The organism is Monashia sp. HAY1-11D, assembly GCF_056868035.1.
Window position 1 is genome coordinate 2102251 of sequence record NZ_CP200320.1, and the last position, 18262, is coordinate 2120512.

An 18262-nucleotide genomic window follows, 5' to 3' on the forward strand; every position below is an offset into this window, starting at 1 on the left:
CCGCACGGGCCCACTAAGGTGGCGCGCATGGGTAAGGCATCTCGTCGTCCGCGCGGGGTCCGCGCCGACCGCACCACTCGTCCCGCTCCGGCGCCGTTCGTCGCCCGGCCCTTCGAGGGCCTTCCCGGCGAGACCGACTGGGTCGCGATGCGCGAGATCGTCCCGGCCGCCACGGCCACGGTTCGGTTCGCGAAGGGCAGGGCCCCCGAGGGCGCGCCCGACGAGGTCACCATCGCCACGGTGCTGCCGCTCGCCTGGCCCGGCCTGCACCGCGAGAACGGTGAGGTGCTCGTCGGCATCCAGTCCGGCAACGCCAGCGGTGACACGAGCCGCGACATCGCCCAGGCGATCGGCCTGGCCGTCGCCGCCGAGGCCGGCACGCCGGTGCAGACGCTGCCCGTCTCGACCGTCGACACGGTCCGCCTGCAGGACCTCCTCGACCTCGAGGCCCCCTTCGAGATCGACGTCCACGAGGGCTTCGACTTCTGGGTCGCCGAGGCCGAGCTCGACGCGGACGGCCAGGAGTCGCTCCAGCGGGCCAACGAGTCGGCCATCCCGACGGTCAAGCTGACCTCGGCGCCGTCGTGCTACTGGTGCCGCATCGGGGAGCGCACGTACGTCCGCTGGGTGCTGCCCTTCGACGAGGACACCGCCACCACCGCCCTCGCTCGGCTGCACGCCGCCGGCGACAGCGCCCTCGGTGGCGAGGGTCGCCTGCTCGGCTGCTTCCGCTCCAGTGGCCTGCTCATCCCGGTGTGGGAGGTCGACCCCTCGGCCGCCCCCGCCTCGTTCGAGGACGCCGTCGCCGCGATGAAGGAGCGCCTCGAGGCCGCGGCGGCCTCGACCGACCCGCTCACCGCCGACGAGCGGGGCGCGAAGGCCGGTCTGACGAACCGTCAGGTCACCCTCCGCTGAGCGGCCCCCGACGGTGACCGCGCAGCGACCTGCGTCCCCGGGCTCCGAGCCGCCCGTCGTCGTCATCATCCCGGCCCGCGACGAGTCGGACCGGATCGCCGAGACCATCCGCGGAGTGCGCACCATCCCCGGCGTCGTGGCGGTCATCGTCGTCGACGACGGCTCGACCGACCGCACCGCCGTCCTCGCCGCGCAGGAGGGCGCCGAGGTCGTCAGGCTCGTGCGCAACCACGGCAAGGCCGACGCCATGATGAGCGGGCTCGGCCGCCTGGCCGGGATGCGCCGCGTCGGCCGCGTCGACCCTGCGGCGTCGGTCCTCTTCGTCGACGCCGACCTCGAGGCGTCCGCGCAGGCCGTCGGCGCCCTCGTGGGGCCGGTCGCCCGCGGCGAGGCAGACCTCACCATCGCGACCCTGCCCGAGCAGCAGCAGTCCGGCGGCGGGCACGGCCTCGTCGTCGGCCTGGCCCGCCGGGGCATCGAGGAGCTGACCGGCTGGGCCCCGACGCAGCCGTTGTCCGGGATGCGGTGCCTCTCACCGGCCGCCGTCGAGGCCGCCACGCCGTTCGCCCGGGGCTGGGGCGTCGAGGTGGGCATGACGGTCGACGTCATCGACGCAGGGCTGACCGTCGTCGAGGTGCCGTGCGAGCTCTACCACCGGGTCACGGGCACCGACTGGCGCGCCCAGGTGCATCGGGCGGCCCAGTACCGCGACGTCGCGCTCGCACTCGGCGTCCGGCGGCTGCGGCGTCGCCTCGGCCCCGGCTGACCCCCCGATCCGCCGACTGGGCCCACTCGCCGACCCGCCGACCCGCCCCGGGACCGAACGAACCGTTCGGTCCCGAACGCGTCGGTGAGGCTCGAACGCGTCGGTGAGGCTCGAACGCGTCGGTACACCGGCTCGTTCGGTACCGAACGAACCGTTCGGTCCCGAACGTGTCGGTGCCCCGCGGACCCGCCGATCTGCAGCCTGGCCGCTGCTCTCCCCGCACCGAACGAACCGTTCGGTGCCGAACGTGTCGGTGAGGCTCGAACGCGTCGGTACACCGGTTGGTTCGGCACCGAACGAACCGTTCGGTCCGCGAGTGCAGCTGGGGGAGGGTGTTCGGGTGCCCGCGGGCGCCGGCGCGGGTGGGTGCGGGGATCGGGCGGCCGGGGCGGGGTCAGAGGTGGTGGCGGTCGCGGCGACGGCGGACCGGGGCTTTGCGCGCCTCGATCGACAGGAAGTGCATGACTGCGGAGATGACGAGCGGCACGGTGAAGATCGCCGCGACCGGGGGGATGGCGGCGCCGGAGTCGTTGGTGAGGAAGCCGATGACGGCCATGACGACGATGGACCAGAGGCCGCGGTGCAGCTGCGGGGCCTCGTCGAGCAGGCGCCGCAGCGGCTCGCTGCCGAGGGTTCCCGGGCGTGCGACGACGAAGACACCGACGGCGAGGACTGCGACGACGAGGACGAGCAGCACCGGCAGGTGGACGGCGAGGTCGATGTTGGCCCACAGCTTGCGCGACATGACGTCCCAGGCACCGCCGTCGATGACGGTCTGCAGGAACCGGCCCGGGTGCGAGCGCTCGGACTCCGGCCGCCGCCAGTCGAGGTAGGAGACGCCGCCGACGACGATCCCGGCGGCCACGAGGACGAGCACGACGTTGCGCACCGAGGTGCGCCGGCCCATGACGCCCATGAGCAGGAAGCCGAGCGCGGGCACGAGGGCGATGGGACCACCGAAGTCGGCGCCCCAGGCCGGCAACACGTCGACGGCGAGGGCGGCACCGCCGATGACGACGACGGCGAAGACCGCGAGCCGCGGGGCCTGACGCCGCACGAGCGCGTGCGCCATGGCGGCGCACAGGAGGAGCACCGCCGAGGCGTAGAGGGCGAACGCGACGTTGCCCATGCCGTAGAAGCGGCCGCCGACCAGGGGCTGGAGCCCGAAGATCGAGGAGATCTGCAGGTGTGAGCCGGTGATGAGGTCGATGCCGATGACCGCCGCGGTCAGCGCCGACATCGCCGCCAGCGGCCCGAGCGCCGACGAGCTCCACGGCCCGTTGAGCGAGACGAACGCCAGGGCTGCGCTCATGAGCAGGACGAGCCCGAGCAGCATGGTGGTCAGGACGACGGTGTTGTCCGACCACCGCCACCACGGCACGAGGTTGGCCAGGAAGGTCGCGGCGGGCATCGCGGCACCGACGATGCTGACGAGGCGGACCAGGCGCAGTCCGCGCTGACGCGTCAGGCGCTGGTTCCACGGCCGGGCCCGGCGCACCATCCACCAGAGGGACAGCAGCGCGAGGGTCATCGCCGAGAGCCAGATGAGCAGGAACGGCGCGACGATGCGGTGCATCGCGTCGGCCTTGGTGTCGATGTCGGTCAGCACGGTCAGCTTCGTCGCGGCCGTGGACTCGCTGTTGTTCGCCGACGGCACGACCGACAGCGCCCGGCCCCCGATGCCGGTCACCGGCGTGACGCCGCCGCGTTGCAGGATCGTCGCGGTGACGTCGGACAGCTGCGCGACGCCGGTGCTCCGGGTCGAGGCCGACGCGAGCAGGCCCGGCCCGTAGTGCGGCCCGGTCGCCGTGAGCAGCCGCAGGCGCTCGGCCCGGTCGCGGTCGGACAGGCTCACGACGACGAGGTCGGCACCGTTGGGCATGGCGTCGACGACCTGGTCGAGGCGCCGCTCGAGGACGTTGACCCGCTCGACCTGGCGCGCCGGGTTCGGGTCGGTGGCATCGAGCGAGCCGACGTCGACGATCGAGACCGGGCACTGCGCGAGGTCGGACACCAGCGTGGTGACGGAGAACTCGGCGTACTTGCCGACCTTGCCGTCGCTCGTCGCCGCGGCAAGGCCGGCGCCGGGGCCGACCGCCTGGATGCACGTGTTGCCCTTGGCGAAGCTGTCACCGAGCAGACCGAGGTGCGCACGGAACTCCGACCGGCTGGAGCTCTCGGCGAGGGCGTCGAACCCCATGACGCGGAAACCCGCCGTGGCGTCACCGGCGACCGCGGGCAGCGGCCTGCACTCGGGGCGGTCGGAGTCGGACGCCGGGCCCGCCGACTCTCCCGCCCCGACCGTCGACCAGCCGTCGACGGGGCACGTCGTCAGCCGCAGCGTCTTGACCGACACGGACGCGGCCGACCCGTCGCGCAGCAGTCCCCACAGCGTCGGCGTCTTCTCCGGGCTGACGTCGTCCCAGGACAGGCCGCCGATCCCGACGACGACGAGCGAGTCGCCCGGCTTCGGCGTCGTCGTCGGCGGCACCGGCACCTCGCCGCGCCCGACGTAGGCGAGGGTCAGGACGGCCACCACGGCAAGGAGCGCGACGACGAGCGTCTTGACGGGGTGGCGGCGGATCACGCAGGACAGACTACAAACCGGCTTCGCACGCGGGCGTCGCCGATCACCGGCTGGATCACCGGCTGGATCCCCGGCCGGGCTTCCCGGCCGACCAACGTGGACGCCGGCGGGGCCCGTCCGGACCCGGCGGGACCAGGCTGCGTCAGGGCAGGCTCACGGGCTGACTCACGGGCTGGAACCGGCGGCCGTCCCACGGGTCCCGGGACTACCCTTGCGCCTCGTGGACGACACGACGCTCACGGCCGTGGCCCTCGCCGCCGCGGGCGTCGCGCTGCTCGCGCTCGTCCTCGCCGTCCTCGCGCATGCGCGGCTCCGCCGCGTGCGCGCCGACTTCGCCGTGCTCGGTGCCGACGGCGCCCGCACCGACATCGCCCGCCTCGCGGCCGACCAGAACCGACGCATCGAGCGCCTGACCGCCGACCTGACCCGGGTGCGCGCCGACGTCGCCGCGGCCGAGGCGGACGTCCGCCAGAGCCTGCGCAACGTGGCCGTCGTGCGCTACGACGCGTTCGGCGACATGGGTGGCCGCCTGTCGTTCTCCGCCGCCATCGTCGACGACGAGGGCGACGGCATCGTCCTCAGCTCGATCCATGCCCGCAGCGAGTCCCGGACGTACGCCAAGGGCATCGTCGGCGGCCGCTCGAGCATCACGCTGACGCCCGAGGAGCAGCAGGCCCTCGCGTCGGCGACCAGCGGCGACCCGGGCACCGATTCCGGCGCCCCGACACCAGCCCGTACGAAGGACGCCTCGTGACCCCTCCACGCACCCCCGACGAGCTGCACCGCTTCGGCTACCTCGGTCCGCGCGGCACCTTCACGCAGATGGCGCTCGACGCGTGGGACGCCGCCGAGGGCCGCGAGCACGTGCCGTTCGGGTCGGTCGACGCGGCCCTCGCGGCGCTGCGGGCCGGCGACATCGACGCCGCCATGGTGCCGATCGAGAACTCCGTCGAGGGCGGTGTCTCGGCGACGCTCGACGCCCTCGCCACGGGTGACCCGCTCGTCGTCATCGGCGAGGTGCTCGTGCCGATCACCTTCGTCCTCTGCGCCCGACCGGGCACGGCCCTCGGCGACGTCAAGGCCGTCGGCACCCATTCGCACGCGTGGGCGCAGGTGCGCTCGTGGATGGGCGCCCACCTGCCGGACGCCGCCTACGTGCCGACGCTGTCGACGGCGGCCAGCGCCACTGCGCTCGGGGCGCCCGGCGAGGTGATGTTCGACGCCGGCGTCTGCGCGCCGGTCGCCGCGAGCAACGAGGGGCTCGAGGTCCTCGCCGAGGACATCGGCGACAACAAGGCCGCGGTGACGCGCTTCGTCCTCGTGTCGCGGCCGGGCACCCTGCCGGCGCCGACCGGTGCGGACAAGACCACGGTCGTCCTCTTCCAGAAGGAGGACCATGCCGGCGGCCTGCTCGAGCTGCTCGAGCAGTTCGCCGTGCGCGGGGTCAACATGACGCGGCTGGAGTCACGTCCGACGGGCGAGGCCATGGGCTCGTACTGCTTCTCCATCGACGTCGAGGGCCATGTCCTCGACGAGCGGGTCGGCGAGACGCTCATGGGGCTGCGCCGGGTGTGTGCCGAGGTCCGCTTCCTCGGCTCGTACCCGCGGGCCGACGGCGGCCTGCCCGGGACGCGTCCGGGAACGACGGACGAGGACTTCCGGGCGGCCCGGGCCTGGCTCCGCGACCTGCGCGCCTGACCCCGGTCGGCAGGGCACTGCGAGCCGGCCGGGCCCGCGACGCGCGGTCCGGCTCAGCCGATCGTCGCGCCGCTCTTGAGGAGGAACAGCGTCTCGTCACCGACGATCCCGTCGACGCCGATGCGGTTGGCGGCCTGGAGGGTCTCGACCGCCTTCGTCGTGCCGGGGCCGAAGACGCCGTCGACGGCGAGCGTGGCGCCGGCCGCGCGGAGGGCCCGCTGGAGCGTCGTCACGTCGGCACCCTTCGCGCCGGGCTTCAGGGTGCGGTCCCCGAGGGACCGGCTGATGACGATGACCCACATGCTGTTGTCGACGCGGCCCGGGTGCGAGACGGGGGCTTCGAGGGTGGACTCGACCCGCGCGACCGCGGCCCTCGTCGCTGAACCGTAGCGGCCGTCGACCCGGACCGGCCCGAAGTCGGCGTCGTCGAGGAAGCACTGGAGCGCACTGACCGCCGGGCCCGTGGCGCCGGGCTCGAGCGTCGGATAGGTGTCGAGCGTCCGGGTGCAGCTGCCCGCCGTCGAGCCGGCGTCCGGGCCGGCGTCGGGGCCGGCGGTCGTCGTGGCCGCAGACGTGGGCGTCGGACGCGTCGGGGTCAGCGGCGCAGCCGTCACCGTGGGGATCACCGCGGGCGTCGTCTCGGTCGCCGACTCGGTCGGTGTCGGGTCGCTCGGGCTCTCGACCGACGCGGTGAGCGACGCGGACGGCGTGGCCGCGCCCGCGTCCGGTCCGCACCCCGCCAGGACGGGCGCGAGCAGCACGGCCGCCAGCAGCGGCGCCCAGCGGCGGACCCCACCGGCTGCGGACGAGGCGCCGGCTGCCCGCAGAGCGCGCGCGTCGGTGGTCGCGTCGGTGGTCGTGCGCCCGGACGGGCCGGTGACGCCGTCCGGGCTGGTCGGACGGGTGCGGTGCTGCGGTGTCATTCGGGTACCCCTGGTTGCCGAGTCGGCCCGCCCTCGCCGGGCCGCGGTCCGAGTATGCGGTGCCGTGCGCCGCCCCACCGGCACGACACGGCGTTTCGTGACGAAACGGACACCTGGCATAGGGGCCGGACGTGAGGAGGGGGCGCCGGCCGCTGCCCGCCGGCGCCCCACGGGTCCGGGCGACCCTAGTGCGCCCGACCCTGAGGTCATCGAGCCAGCCGCCCCTCCGCGGCCCCCGTGACGGCTCGATGACCAGGTCCCCGAGTGGGTCCCCCGACAGCACAGAGCCGGCGACCGCCCTCCTGATACGTGGCGCCGCGGAAAATGTCGGCGAGTTCTCGACGCGTCGATGTATCAGTTCGGCCCCGTACGCCACCATTCCGGTGAGAGCGTCGGGGCCAGGGCCGCGGCGCATTCCTGCTCGGCTGCAGAGCTCACCCCTCAGGAGGCACTACATGGCAGAGCCCGGTCAGCCCGGTCAGCCCGGTCGCCCCGGTCAGCCCGGCCAACCCGGCCAACCCGGCCAGGAGGGCCAGGACGCGACGCCCCGTCCCGTCCGGCCCCCCGTCCGCGTCCTCGACCCGGCCACCGCGATGCGCCGGACCGACGGGCAGGCGCCCGACCCGGCGCTCTACCTGTCCGACCGGCTGCTCGTGCGCAACGAGCCGGGCGGCACCCGCGGGCTCGGTGACCTCGCCCAGTCGCTCGACCGGCTCGACCTCGACTACGTCGAGACGCCGCGCGCCGGCGGCGGCACCCGCGACCTCGACGCGTCGAGCGACTGGGGCACGAGCGTCACGCTGCGCCCGCGCCGCTCCATCGACACCGTCGACGCCTGGAACGTCCTGCAGCAGCTGCGGGCCGACGGTGACCCCATCGCGGACCGGCTCAGCCTCGAGCACGTCCTGCGCCCGGCCGACGGCTACTGGGGTGGCGTCGGCTACTGGGGCGGGGTCGGGGGCTACTGGGGTGGCGTCGGCGGCTACTGGGGTGGCGTCGGCTACTGGGGTGGCGTCAGCTCGGCGCTCCAGGAGTACGCGGTCCCCGGCCGCGGCGGGCGGATGCCGGTCAGCCTGGCCCTGCCCGACCCGGCCCTGCGCGCCCGCGACCTGCCGCGGCGTCCCGTCGTGGCCGTGCCCGACACGGCCGTCGCGAAGCACCCGTGGTTCAAGGACGAGCGCACCATCGTGCGCCTGAGGTACGAGAACGGCCGCCTCGTCCCCGCGGGGCCTCCGGAGGACGCCGCGCCGGCCCCCGCAGCGGGCCTCAGCGACGCGCCGAAGCCGCAGGAGCCGGTCGGCCTCCTGCACGGCCACGCCACGTTCATCGCCGGGCTGCTGCGCCAGGGCTGTCCCGAGGCGACGATCCTGTCGATCCCGGTCATGGGCGAGGACGGCATGGTCGACGAGGCCGACATCCTCGACGTGCTCGAGGCGCTGCTCGACCGGCACGTCCACGGGCAGACCACCGACCACCCCGCCGACTGCATCGACGTGCTGTCGCTGTCGCTCGGCTACTACGCCGAGGACCGCACCTACACCTCCGGCCCCGTGGCCGACCTGCTCGACCGCTTCGCCGAGGCCGGCGTCGCCGTCGTCGCGGGCGCGGGCAACGACGGGGTCAGCGCGCCGTTCGTGCCGGCGGCGCTCGCCGCGTCGCTGCCACCGCGGATCACCGCGCGGGCGCTGCCGCCGGTGTCGAGCGTGGGGGCCAACAACCCGGACGGGTCGAGCGTCGCGCTGTTCTCCAACACGCTCCCGGTCATCACGGCCGTCCGGCCCGGCGTGTCCGTCGTCAGCACGCTGCCGCTGACCAACGGTATGGGCCAGCCGTCGACGAAGGCCGAGGGGGACGGCCCGGTGCGCTGCACCGTCGACCCCGACGACTACACGGGCGGCTTCGGCGTCTGGAGCGGCACGTCGTTCGCGACGCCGGTCTTCGCCGCCGAGGTCGCCGCCGCGATCGCCACCGAGAAGGACGTCGCCGACGTCGCCCCCGCCGTCATGCGCAAGCGGGCGCTGCGGGCGCTGCGTCGCTGCACGACGAAGGGAGCAACGCCATGACACCCGCACCCACGGCGTCCGACGGCCTGGGCACCCTGGCCGGCAAGGCCTTCGCCGCCTACCTCGCCGGCGAGCGCGAGCGCCTGTCCGAGCTGGTCGACCTCGTCACGCCGGTGCTGTGGAACGCGGCCCGCTCGCAGGGCGCCAACCCGACGACGTGCGAGGACGCCGTCCAGACGGCGTTCCTGCAGCTCGTCGACCGCGCCGAGACGATCAACGAGCCGGCCGCCGTGCTCGGCTGGCTCGTCGTCGTCGTCAAGCGCGAGGTGTGGCGCCTGGCGCGCGGCTCGCGTCGCGAGATCGGCGTCGAGGAGGTGCCCGAGGCCCCGGCCCAGGCCCTCGACCCGGAGGCGCAGGCGGTGCTGAGCGAGCGTCAGGGCGTGCTGTGGAAGCACGTCTCGACCCTCCCTCCGCGGTGCCAGGAGCTGCTGCGCGTCATCGCGTTCGCCGACCGTCCCGACTACGCGGCCATCGCCGAGTCGCTCGGGATGCCCGTCGGCAGCATCGGCCCGACCCGCGGCCGATGCCTCCAGAAGCTGAGGACCGTCCTCGGCTCCGATCCCGGATGGGCGGTGTGACATGAGCTCGCACAAGGACGCCATTGACGACCTCGACGTGGCCACGCTGCGCCAGCTGCGTGAGCTGTTCGCGCACGCCGACCCCGTACCGTCCGACCTCACCGAGCGGATCAAGTTCGAGCTCACCGTGCAGGCGCTGCACGCGGAGGTGGCCGAGCTCACGGACTCGGCCCTGCTCGCGACGCGCGGCACGAAGGTCGAGCCGACGCCGACCGAGTCGGTGACCTTCAACGCCGCCGCCGTCAGCCTCATGGTCACCGTCAACGCGAGCGACCTCGAGGGCCGGGTCCGGGTCGACGGTTACGTCACGACGCCGGGCGCCACGGTCGAGGCCGTGACGACAGAAGGCAGCAGTCTGGTCGATACCGATGCGAACGGCCGCTTCGTTCTGGATGATCTACCGCATGGCCCGATCCACTTCGTGATCCGGGTCGACCCCGACGACGAGAGCGCGCGACCGGTCATCACGCCCACGATCCAGGTGTGACGCTGATCCCGGCTGCGCAGGGAGGCGGCCGACGATCAGCGCACGGCGCACGCTGGACGAGGTGGAGGCCCTGCGCGAGCAGGCCGCGGTCGAGAACGGAGCCGGCCGGCCCGAACGGGCCGTCTCCGTGCTCGTGGACGCCCTGCGCCGGCTCGACGAGGTCGACGCCGCGACCCGGGACGGCATCGCCCAGACGCTCCGGGCCAAGACGCTCATCACCCTCGGCCTGAGCCAGTTCCTCCTCGAGGGCGTCCGTGCCGCCGAGGTGCGCTTCGCCGAGGCCGAGCGGATCGTCGAGGCCCTCGGCGACGCCGGGCTGCGGGCCCGGCTGGACTACCAGCGCGCCAACGTGGCCGGACGCGTCGGCGACCTCGCCGGCGCGCGCGCGGGCCTCGAGGGCGCGCTGCGCCACCTCGACGCGTTCTCCGCGCGGGAGCAGTGCTCGGTCCTGCTGAGCCGGGGCATGCTCGCCTTCGAGATGTCCGAGCCGGCGGTCGCCCTCGAGGCCTTCGCCGGCGCCGCCCGCGCGGCCCGTGACGGCGGCTTCCCGCAGCTGGAGTTCATGGCCGCCCACAACGAGGGCTATGCCGCCTACCTCCTCGGTGACGTCCCCCGGGCGCTCGCGACGATGGCCGCCGCCGTGGTGGACGCTCCCGACGTGTCGCTGCTGCCCGCCCGCCTCGACCGGGCGCACGTCCTCCTCGAGGCCGGGCTCATCGACGAGACGGTCGAGGTGCTCGAGGCGGCGGCCGGGTCGCCCGACGCCCAGCAGGACCAGGTCGCCGCCGAGCTGCAGCTCGGGCTGGCCCGGGCGCACCGGCTCGCCGGCGACCTCGGTCGCGCCCGGGCGGCCGCGGAGCGTGCGGTCGCCGGCTTCGACCGGGTGGGCGCCGTCGGCTGGGCGGCCAAGGCCCGGCTCGCACTCGTCCACGTCGAGCTGGACCGGCTGCGCCGCGCCCCGGTCGCGGCGTCGGCTCTCGCGCCGCTGCTCGCGGCCGCCGACGACGTCGCGGCCACGGCCGGGCGGCTCGGCGACACCGATCTGGCCGACTCCGCGCTCGTGGCGGCCACCGACGCGCACCTGCTCGCCGGACGCGTCGACGCGGCCCGCGCCAGCCTCGAGCGGGTCGCCGGCCCCGGAGCGTCGCTGAGCGGCGAGCTCGACCGGGCTGCGGCGCAGGCCAGCCTGCATCTCGCCTCCGGAGAACCGGTCCTCGCCCGGCGCGTCCTCGGCCGGGCGGCACGGGGCCTGGCTGCGGGGCAGGAGGGCAGCGCGAGCCTCGACCTGCGCAGCGCCCGGGCGCTCCACGGCGTCCGGCTGGCCCGTCTCGACCTCGCCCTGGCGCTGCGGGGCGGCAGCGCGGCCGTGCTCGAGGCGCTCGACCGATGGCGCAACGCCACCGACCGGCTGCCCTCCCTGGCCCGGCCGGCCGACGCCGTGCTCGCCTCCCTCACCGAGCAGCTGCGCTCGACCCAGGCGCTGCTGCGCGGGGACGTCCCCGAGGCCGAGGTCGGCGAGCTGACCGCCCGCGTCCGGCGCCTCGAGCGCGACATCCGCGCCCGGGACTGGACGCTGAGCAGCGGGTCGCCGACGGGCACCGCGACGGAGGTCCGGGTGCGGCAGGGGCGCGAGGCCCTCGACCGCGCCGACCGGGACCTCGTCTGGTTCTTCCCCGTCGAGGGGCGGCTCATGGGCGTCGGCGTGATGGGCGGGCGGGCCCGCGTCCGCGACCTCATGCCGCTGGCCGAGGCCGTCGAGCTGGCCCATCGCATGCGGGTCGACCTGCGCACCGCGGCCACGCGCGAGCTCGGCCCGTTCGCCTCCGCCGTCTGGGGGTCGCTGCGGGCCGCGGCCGACCGCCTCGACGCCGCCGCGGTCCGGCCGTGGGGGCTGCGTCGCACGGGCCTCGTCGTCGTGACCTGCGAGGAGCTGTCGGCCCTGCCGTGGTCGCTGTTGCCGTCCCTGACGGGCGTGCCGTTCACCGTCGCGTCCTCCTTGACGTCGTTCGCGCGTCGGGCCGGCGACACGCCGGCGGTGGACGCGCCGGCGGAGGCGCCGGCGGACGGGTCCGCTGCGGTGCGGCCCGCTCTCCCCGCGCGCGTCCACGTCAGCGTCGGCCCCTCGTTGCGACGCGCGTCGGGCGAGGCGGCGGCCGTGGCGCAGGCCTGGGCCGACCGCGCGCAGGTCAGCGTGGCGGACCCCTCGGTGGCGCACGGGCTCGTCCGGGCGATGAGCATCGACGACGTCGTCCACGTGGCCGCGCACGGGACCCACCAGGTGCAGTCGCCGCTCTTCTCCTCGGTGCACCTGCACGACGGCCCGGTGTTCGCCCACGAGCTGCAGGCCGCCGGCGTCAGGGCCCGGCACGTCGTGCTCTCGGCGTGCGAGGTCGGGTCGGCGACGTTCCGGCCGGGAGAGGAGCAGCTCGGTCTCGCGGCGGCGGTGCTCAGTCTCGGGGCCAGGTCGGCCGTCGCCGCGGTGTCGCCGGTGCCCGACGAGGTGGCTGCGGACACGATGCTCCGGCACCACCGTGCCCTGGCCCGTGGCGTGCCGAGCGACGAGGCGCTCGCGTCGGCGCTGGCCGGCGGCGAGCCGATCGCCGCCGCCTTCCTGCACCTCGGCGGTCGCTACACCCACCCTTGACGGGCCCCCGACGACCGTCGTGTCAGGCGGAGCGCAGGGCCCGGGCCTCGCGCCGCTTGGCGAGCGCCATGGCCAGGGCGATCTTGCGGGCGTCGATGGCGATCTCGCGCAGCATGCCCGAGATCGGGTTGGTGTAGCCGGTGTACCAGAGGCCACGGGCGCCGCGGGCGGTCCGGCCACCCCGCTCGACGGGCCGACCCTGGTCGTCGAGGACGCCGAGGTGCCCGAGCATCGTCGCGAGGCCCTGCGTGTAGCCGGTGGCGAGGACGACGACGTCGGGGCGCAGCCGTCTGCCGTCGGCGAGCACGACGTCCTCGCCGTCGACCGACGCGAGCGCCGCGACCGGCTCGACCGCCCCGGAGCGCACCGCGTCGATGATGCCGACGTCCTGGACGGGGATGGCGTTGTCGCGCTCGACACGGGTCAGCAGGCCGGTGTCGGGGCGGGGCAGGCCGTGAGCGGACAGGTCGGGCACCTGGAGCCGTTCGACGACGGGCGCCACGGCGTCGACAAGCGCCGTCGGCAGGCGCCGGACCGCGATGCCGGTGTACTGCGCGGCGACCGGTCCGCGGTTGCGGCGCAGGATGTGCGGCACGGTCCGCACGGCCATCCGGACCCGGGCGGCACCCTGCTCGGCCAGGTCGACGGCGATCTCGGTGCCGGTGTTGCCGGTGCCGACGACGAGCACGTCGCGACACGCGTACGCCGCACCGGTGCGGTAGTCGCGAGCGCGGACGACCTCGCCGGGCCAGGCGTCGAGGCCGGGCACGTCCGGCTCGCGCGGTGTGTGGTTGAAGCCGGTCGCGACGACGGCGTACGGCGCGGTCAGCGTCGAGCCGTCGCCGAGGGTCAAGGTCCACGCGTCCCCCCAGCCGGGGTGCGCGGGCGCCCGGTCGACGCGGGTCACCTCGACGCCGGTGCGCACGTCGATCTCGTGGTGCGCTGCGTACTGCTCGAGGTAGCGCACGACGTCGTCGCGGGCCACCCAGCGGCCCATCTCGCGCGGGATCGGCAGCCCGGGCAGGCCGGACAGCTCGCGCGGCGTGTGCAGGTGGAGCCGGTCGTAGTGCCCGCGCCACGAGCTGCCGACGGCGTCGCTGCGCTCGAGGACGACGCCGTGCAACCCCCGCCGGCGCAGGGCTGCCGCGGTGGCGAGGCCGGCGGGTCCGCCGCCGATGACGTACGCGTCGACGCGTGCACTGCGCTGGGTCACGCGCCCAAGGTAACCGCCCCGTGCCGCGGTGGCAGGGCAACAGCGCGGCGAGGCGCCCTCGCCCCCGGTGGGCGACGCCGGTCGGCGACGCCGGTCAGCGACGCCGGTCAGCGACGCCGGGCCGGCCGCCCGGTGGCCTCGCCCTCGGCGTGCTCGCCGACCCACTCGACGAGGGGCCGGACGGCGCGCCAGGCGGCCCGCACCTCGGTCAGGGCACGTGTCGTGCCGAGCCAGTCGGGGGCGCCGTAGTCGCGGGTCACCATGACCTCCTTGAGCCGGAGGATCTCGATGCGCGCGTGGTCGGCGGGGTAACCGCGGGGTGTCGTGCGCACCGCCTCCCCGCGCTGCTCGAAACCCTTGCGCGACAGGGACGTCAGGATCTTCTCCAGCTCGGCTCCGGACGCAGGGGCGTCGACCGCGGCCCGGAACCGCTTCGTCTGGTCGGGTCCGTGCGAGTGGAACCCGCCGCCGGCCAGCAGGCCGTCGGCGCTGACCTGGACGTAGTAGCCGACGGCCTTCTCGCTGCCGACGAGCGCGCCCTGGTGGGTCTTGTACGGCGACTTGTCGGCGCTGAACCGGACGTCGCGGTTGGGGCGGAAGAGCTTGGCCGGGCCGAACTCGTCCTCGAGGGCGTCGAGCAGGGCGAGCATCGGTCCGCGGACGGCGGACTCGTAGGTGGCCCGGTGGTCCTGCCAGTAGGTCCGTGAGTTGTCGGCCTCGAGCCCGGCGTAGAACTCGAGGGCGTCGGGCGGGAAACCGGTGAAGGGGTGGGGTTCCGCGGCGGGGCTCATGTCCCCAATCTGGCACCGGTGGCGGCGGCGCGCTCGCGAACCGGCCGTGTCGTCACGGCGGTCCCGTGAACCACGTCTCATCACCGAGGAGCCGGGTTGTTAGGTAAGCCTTACCTGTGCTTTGCTGAATTCCGGCACTTCGGTGTGACCTAAATCAGCACCGATGCCGTCCCGACCAGACGTCACCCAGGAAGAAGGACGCCGTGCTCGCCAGCAACGCGCTCATCGGGCTCCGCGAAGGCCTCGAGGCGGCCCTCGTCGTCGTCATCCTCGTCGCGTTCCTCGTCAAGTCGGGCCGCCGGTGGGCGCTGCGCCACGTGTGGACCGGAGTGGGCGTGGCCGTGGCCCTCTCGGTCGCGCTCGGCGCCCTCCTGACCTACGGCACGAGCCAGCTGTCCATCGGGCAGCAGGAGCTCATCGGCGGGTCGGCCTCGATCCTGGCCGTGGTCTTCGTCACGGGCATGGTCTTCTGGATGCGCTCGGCCGCCAGGACCATCTCCGGCGAGCTCAAGGGCCGCCTCGACCGGGCCCTCGACCTCGGTCCGGCCGCCGTCGCCCTCGTCGCCTTCCTTGGCGTCGGCCGCGAGGGGCTCGAGACCGCCGTCTTCTTCTACGCCACGACCGAGGCGGCCGGGCGCGGCAACAGCCTGCCGCTGCTCGGCTGGGTCATCGGCCTCGCCGGCGCCGTCGTCCTCGGCTGGCTCATCTACCGCGGCGCGGTCCGCATCAACCTCGCCGCGTTCTTCCGCTACACCGGCATCCTGCTCGTCGTCGTGGCAGCCGGCATCCTCGCTTACGGCCTGCACGACCTCCAGGAGGCGGGCACCCTCCCCGGCCTCGACAGCCTCGCCTTCGACGTCAGCGCGGCCATCAGCCCCGACAGCTGGTACGGCGCCCTGCTCAAGGGCATCTTCAACTTCTCGCCGAACACCACCTGGCTGCAGGCGGTCGCCTGGGGCGGCTACGTCGCGGTCGTGCTCTCCCTCTTCCTGCGTCCCGTCCGGACGCCGCCGAAGCCCGCCGCCGCGGAGACGCCCCGCACGCGCATCGCCGCCTGACGCATCCGCCCGCCGTTCCACAGGAGAACCATGCCTCGCCCTGCCCTGCGCCTTGCGACGCTCGTCGCCCCCGCTGCTGTCGCCGCCTTGGCCCTGGCGGCCTGCTCCGGCTCCAGCGGCGGGACTCCGGCCCGACCACCGCGGGTTCGGGGCCCATCAGCGTCACCGCCACCGACACGGCGTGCCGGCTGAGCGCGACGACCGCGACGGCGGGCACGGTGACCTTCGACATCACGAACAGCGGCACGAAGGTCACCGAGTTCTACCTCTACGCCGCCGGCGACCGCATCGTCTCCGAGGTCGAGAACATCGCGCCGGGCCTGTCGCGGCAGCTCAAGGTCGAGATCACCGAGCCCGGCACCTTCACGACGGCGTGCAAGCCCGGCATGGTCGGCGACGGCATCCGCAGCACCTTCACCGTCACCGGCACGGCCACCGCGGGCAGCGCCGACGCCAAGGTGCGGACGGCCATCGCGCACTACCGGGCGTTCGTCGCGAGCGAGGCCGACGAGCTCGAGACCCGGACCGCGGCGTTCGTCGCCGCGGTCAAGGCCGGCGACGTCGAGAAGGCCAAGGACCTCTACCCCGAGGCCCGCCACCCCTGGGAGAGCATCGAGCCGGTCGCCGAGAGCTTCGGCGACCTCGACCCGAGCATCGACGGTCGCGAGGACGTCACCGCCGAGGGCATGGCCTTCACCGGTTACCACCGCCTCGAGAAGGACCTCTGGAAGGACGGCCTCCAGAAGGACTCCGGCGCCGTCGCCGACCGGCTGCTCGCCGACGTCAGGCAGATCGTCGCCAAGAGCAAGACCGTCGAGCCGACCGCGCTGTCCATCGCGAACGGGGCCAAGGCCCTGCTCGACGAGGTCGCCACCGGCAAGGTCACGGGCGAGGAGGAGCGGTACTCCCACACCGACCTCTGGGACTTCGACGGCAACCTCGAGGGCTCCGAGCAGGCCCTCGCGGCGCTCCGCCCGGTCATCACCGAGCGCGACCCCGCCCTGCAGAAGGCCCTGGACGAGAAGTTCACCGCCCTTTCCACGATGTTGGACAGCCACCGCGCCAACGGTGCGTTCGTCAGCTACACCGCCCTGTCCGACGCCCAGGTCAAGGACCTCACCGTCGCGCTCGACGCGCTGAGCGAGCAGGTCGCGAAGGTCCCGGGCGTCGTGGAGGCGAAGTGACACCGGCTGTGACACCGGCTGCGTCGCCTCCCCCGACGCCGAGCCGCCGCCACGTCCTCGGCGCGACCGGCGTCGCGGCCGCCGGGGCCGTGGCCGGTGCCGTGGGCGGGGCGGGAGCCGGCTGGGCCGCGGGACGCTCGAGCGGCACCGACGCGTCGGACGCGTCAGGCGCGCCAGGAGCCTCGGGCGCAGGCGCGTCGGGCGCGGCCCTCGACGCCCCGGTTCCCTTCCGCGGCGCCCATCAAGCGGGCATCGTCACGCCGGCGCAGGACCGCCTGCACTTCGTCGCGCTCGACGTGGTGACCGACGACCGTGACGAGCTGGCCCGGATGCTCGAGGAGTGGACGAGGGCGGCCGAACGGATGACCGCCGGAGCCGAGGCCGCTCCCGGCGGGCTCGTCGGCGGCGGCCCGTACCGGCCGCCGGCCGACACCGGGGAGGCCTACGGGCTCGGCGCGTCGGGCCTGACCATCACCATCGGGTACGGGCCGTCGCTGTTCGACGACCGGTTCGGTCTCGCCGACCGCAAGCCGGACGCGCTGCGCGAGCTGCCACCGTTCCGGGGCGACGCGCTGGACCCGAACCGGTCCGGCGGCGACCTCTGCATCCAGGCCTGCGCGAACGACCCGCAGGTCGCCGTCCACGCGGTGCGCAACCTTGTGCGGCTGGGGTTCGGGGTCGTCTCGGTGCGCTGGTCCCAGCTCGGGTTCGGCCGCACGTCCTCGACGACGACGGCCCAGGCAACGCCCCGCAACCTGTTCGGCTTCAAGGACGGCACCGCCAACATCAAGGCCGAGGAGACGGACGCGCTCGCCGAGCACGTGTGGGTGGCGCCGGGTGACGAGGCCGGGACGGCCAGCACGGGTGGAGCCTGGATGGCCGGCGGCAGCTACCTCGTCGCGCGCCGGATCCGGATGCACATCGAGGTCTGGGACCGCTCGACCCTCCAGGACCAGGAGGACACGATCGGCCGGGACAAGAAGGACGGGGCGCCGCTCGGCCAGAGCGGTGAGTTCAGCGAGCCCGACTTCACGCGCGCAGGCCCCGACGGCAGCCCCGCGATCCCCGTGGCGTCGCACGTGCGTCTGGCCCACCGGAGCAACCTCGGCGGCATCCGCATCCTGCGCCGGGGCTACACCTTCACCGACGGCACCGACGGCGTCGGCCACCTCGACGCCGGCCTGTTCTTCATCGCGTTCGTCCGCGACGTCCAGAAGCAGTTCGTCCCGATGCAGCGGGCGCTCGCGGCCGCGGACGCGCTCAACGAGTACATCGAGCACACCGGCTCGGCCGTGTTCGCGTGCCCGCCCGGTCTCGAGGACGGGCAGCACTGGGGCCAGACGCTCTTCGCCTGA

The 18262-nt window shown here is 74.5% G+C and carries 15 protein-coding genes; 11 read left to right on the forward strand and 4 right to left on the reverse strand.

All coding sequences use genetic code 11. The features are described 5' to 3' along the window. The first annotated feature begins 27 nt into the window (after window positions 1–27). Both AC1VM9_RS09750 and AC1VM9_RS09755 read left to right on the forward strand, forming a co-directional pair. A complete protein-coding gene (locus tag AC1VM9_RS09750) occupies window positions 28–915 on the forward strand; it encodes a DUF5926 family protein (RefSeq protein ID WP_481343948.1) in 888 nt (295 codons plus the stop codon). Window positions 916–928: 13 nt separating this feature from the next. After that, window positions 929–1681, forward strand: coding sequence for a glycosyltransferase family 2 protein (locus tag AC1VM9_RS09755; RefSeq protein ID WP_481343947.1), 753 nt, complete (start codon window positions 929–931; stop codon window positions 1679–1681). A gap of 394 nt (window positions 1682–2075) precedes the next feature. Here the strand turns inward: AC1VM9_RS09755 and AC1VM9_RS09760 are convergent, their stop codons facing one another. Then, window positions 2076–4268 carry a hypothetical protein gene (locus tag AC1VM9_RS09760; protein WP_483122463.1) on the reverse strand — a complete coding sequence of 731 codons (2193 nt, stop codon included), beginning with the start codon at window positions 4266–4268 and terminating at the stop codon, window positions 2076–2078. 220 nt (window positions 4269–4488) lie between these two features. On the opposite strand from AC1VM9_RS09760, the gene AC1VM9_RS09765 reads away from it, so the two are divergent. Then, a complete protein-coding gene (locus AC1VM9_RS09765) occupies window positions 4489–5022 on the forward strand; it encodes a DUF4446 family protein (protein WP_481341459.1) in 534 nt (177 codons plus the stop codon). Beyond that, the gene (gene pheA / locus AC1VM9_RS09770; RefSeq protein WP_481341458.1) at window positions 5019–5966 is read left to right on the forward strand and encodes a prephenate dehydratase; all 948 of its coding nucleotides are present in this window, start codon (window positions 5019–5021) and stop codon (window positions 5964–5966) included. The genes AC1VM9_RS09765 and pheA overlap by 4 nt, the downstream gene beginning before the upstream one ends. A 53-nt stretch (window positions 5967–6019) precedes the next feature. Here pheA and AC1VM9_RS09775 read toward each other — a convergent pair whose 3' ends face one another. Continuing rightward, window positions 6020–6889, reverse strand: coding sequence for a peptidoglycan-binding domain-containing protein (locus AC1VM9_RS09775; RefSeq protein WP_483122464.1), 870 nt, complete (start codon window positions 6887–6889; stop codon window positions 6020–6022). A gap of 455 nt (window positions 6890–7344) precedes the next feature. Here AC1VM9_RS09775 and AC1VM9_RS09780 point away from each other — a divergent pair, with 455 nt between their 5' ends. From AC1VM9_RS09780 to AC1VM9_RS09795, 4 genes are all read left to right on the forward strand, one after another. Then, entirely contained in the window at window positions 7345–8952 is a 1608-nt protein-coding gene (locus tag AC1VM9_RS09780; RefSeq protein WP_483122465.1) for a S8/S53 family peptidase, read from the forward strand. After that, complete coding sequence (locus AC1VM9_RS09785) at window positions 8949–9530, forward strand: RNA polymerase sigma factor (protein ID WP_481341455.1); 582 nt, start codon at window positions 8949–8951, stop codon at window positions 9528–9530. The genes AC1VM9_RS09780 and AC1VM9_RS09785 overlap by 4 nt, the downstream gene beginning before the upstream one ends. A gap of 1 nt (window position 9531) precedes the next feature. Then, on the forward strand, window positions 9532–10017 hold the full coding sequence (locus AC1VM9_RS09790; RefSeq protein ID WP_481341454.1) for a hypothetical protein: 486 nt from the start codon (window positions 9532–9534) through the stop codon (window positions 10015–10017). 61 nt (window positions 10018–10078) lie between these two features. Continuing rightward, complete coding sequence (locus AC1VM9_RS09795; RefSeq protein ID WP_483122467.1) at window positions 10079–12661, forward strand: CHAT domain-containing protein; 2583 nt, start codon at window positions 10079–10081, stop codon at window positions 12659–12661. 22 nt (window positions 12662–12683) lie between these two features. On the opposite strand, the gene AC1VM9_RS09800 is transcribed toward AC1VM9_RS09795, so the two are convergent. Together AC1VM9_RS09800 and AC1VM9_RS09805 are read right to left on the reverse strand one after the other, a co-directional pair. After that, entirely contained in the window at window positions 12684–13874 is a 1191-nt protein-coding gene (locus tag AC1VM9_RS09800) for a flavin-containing monooxygenase (protein WP_483122468.1), read from the reverse strand. Between the two features lie 107 nt (window positions 13875–13981). After that, on the reverse strand, window positions 13982–14665 hold the full coding sequence (locus tag AC1VM9_RS09805; RefSeq protein WP_483122469.1) for a DUF2461 domain-containing protein: 684 nt from the start codon (window positions 14663–14665) through the stop codon (window positions 13982–13984). Between the two features lie 203 nt (window positions 14666–14868). Between AC1VM9_RS09805 and efeU the strand changes: the two genes are divergently transcribed. From efeU to efeB, 3 genes are all read left to right on the forward strand, one after another. Next, on the forward strand, window positions 14869–15723 hold the full coding sequence (gene efeU, locus AC1VM9_RS09810) for an iron uptake transporter permease EfeU (protein WP_483122471.1): 855 nt from the start codon (window positions 14869–14871) through the stop codon (window positions 15721–15723). A gap of 188 nt (window positions 15724–15911) precedes the next feature. After that, a complete protein-coding gene (gene efeO / locus AC1VM9_RS09815; protein WP_483123989.1) occupies window positions 15912–16907 on the forward strand; it encodes an iron uptake system protein EfeO in 996 nt (331 codons plus the stop codon). Next, entirely contained in the window at window positions 16904–18262 is a 1359-nt protein-coding gene (gene efeB / locus AC1VM9_RS09820; protein ID WP_483122472.1) for an iron uptake transporter deferrochelatase/peroxidase subunit, read from the forward strand. Before efeO ends, efeB begins: the two co-directional genes overlap by 4 nt.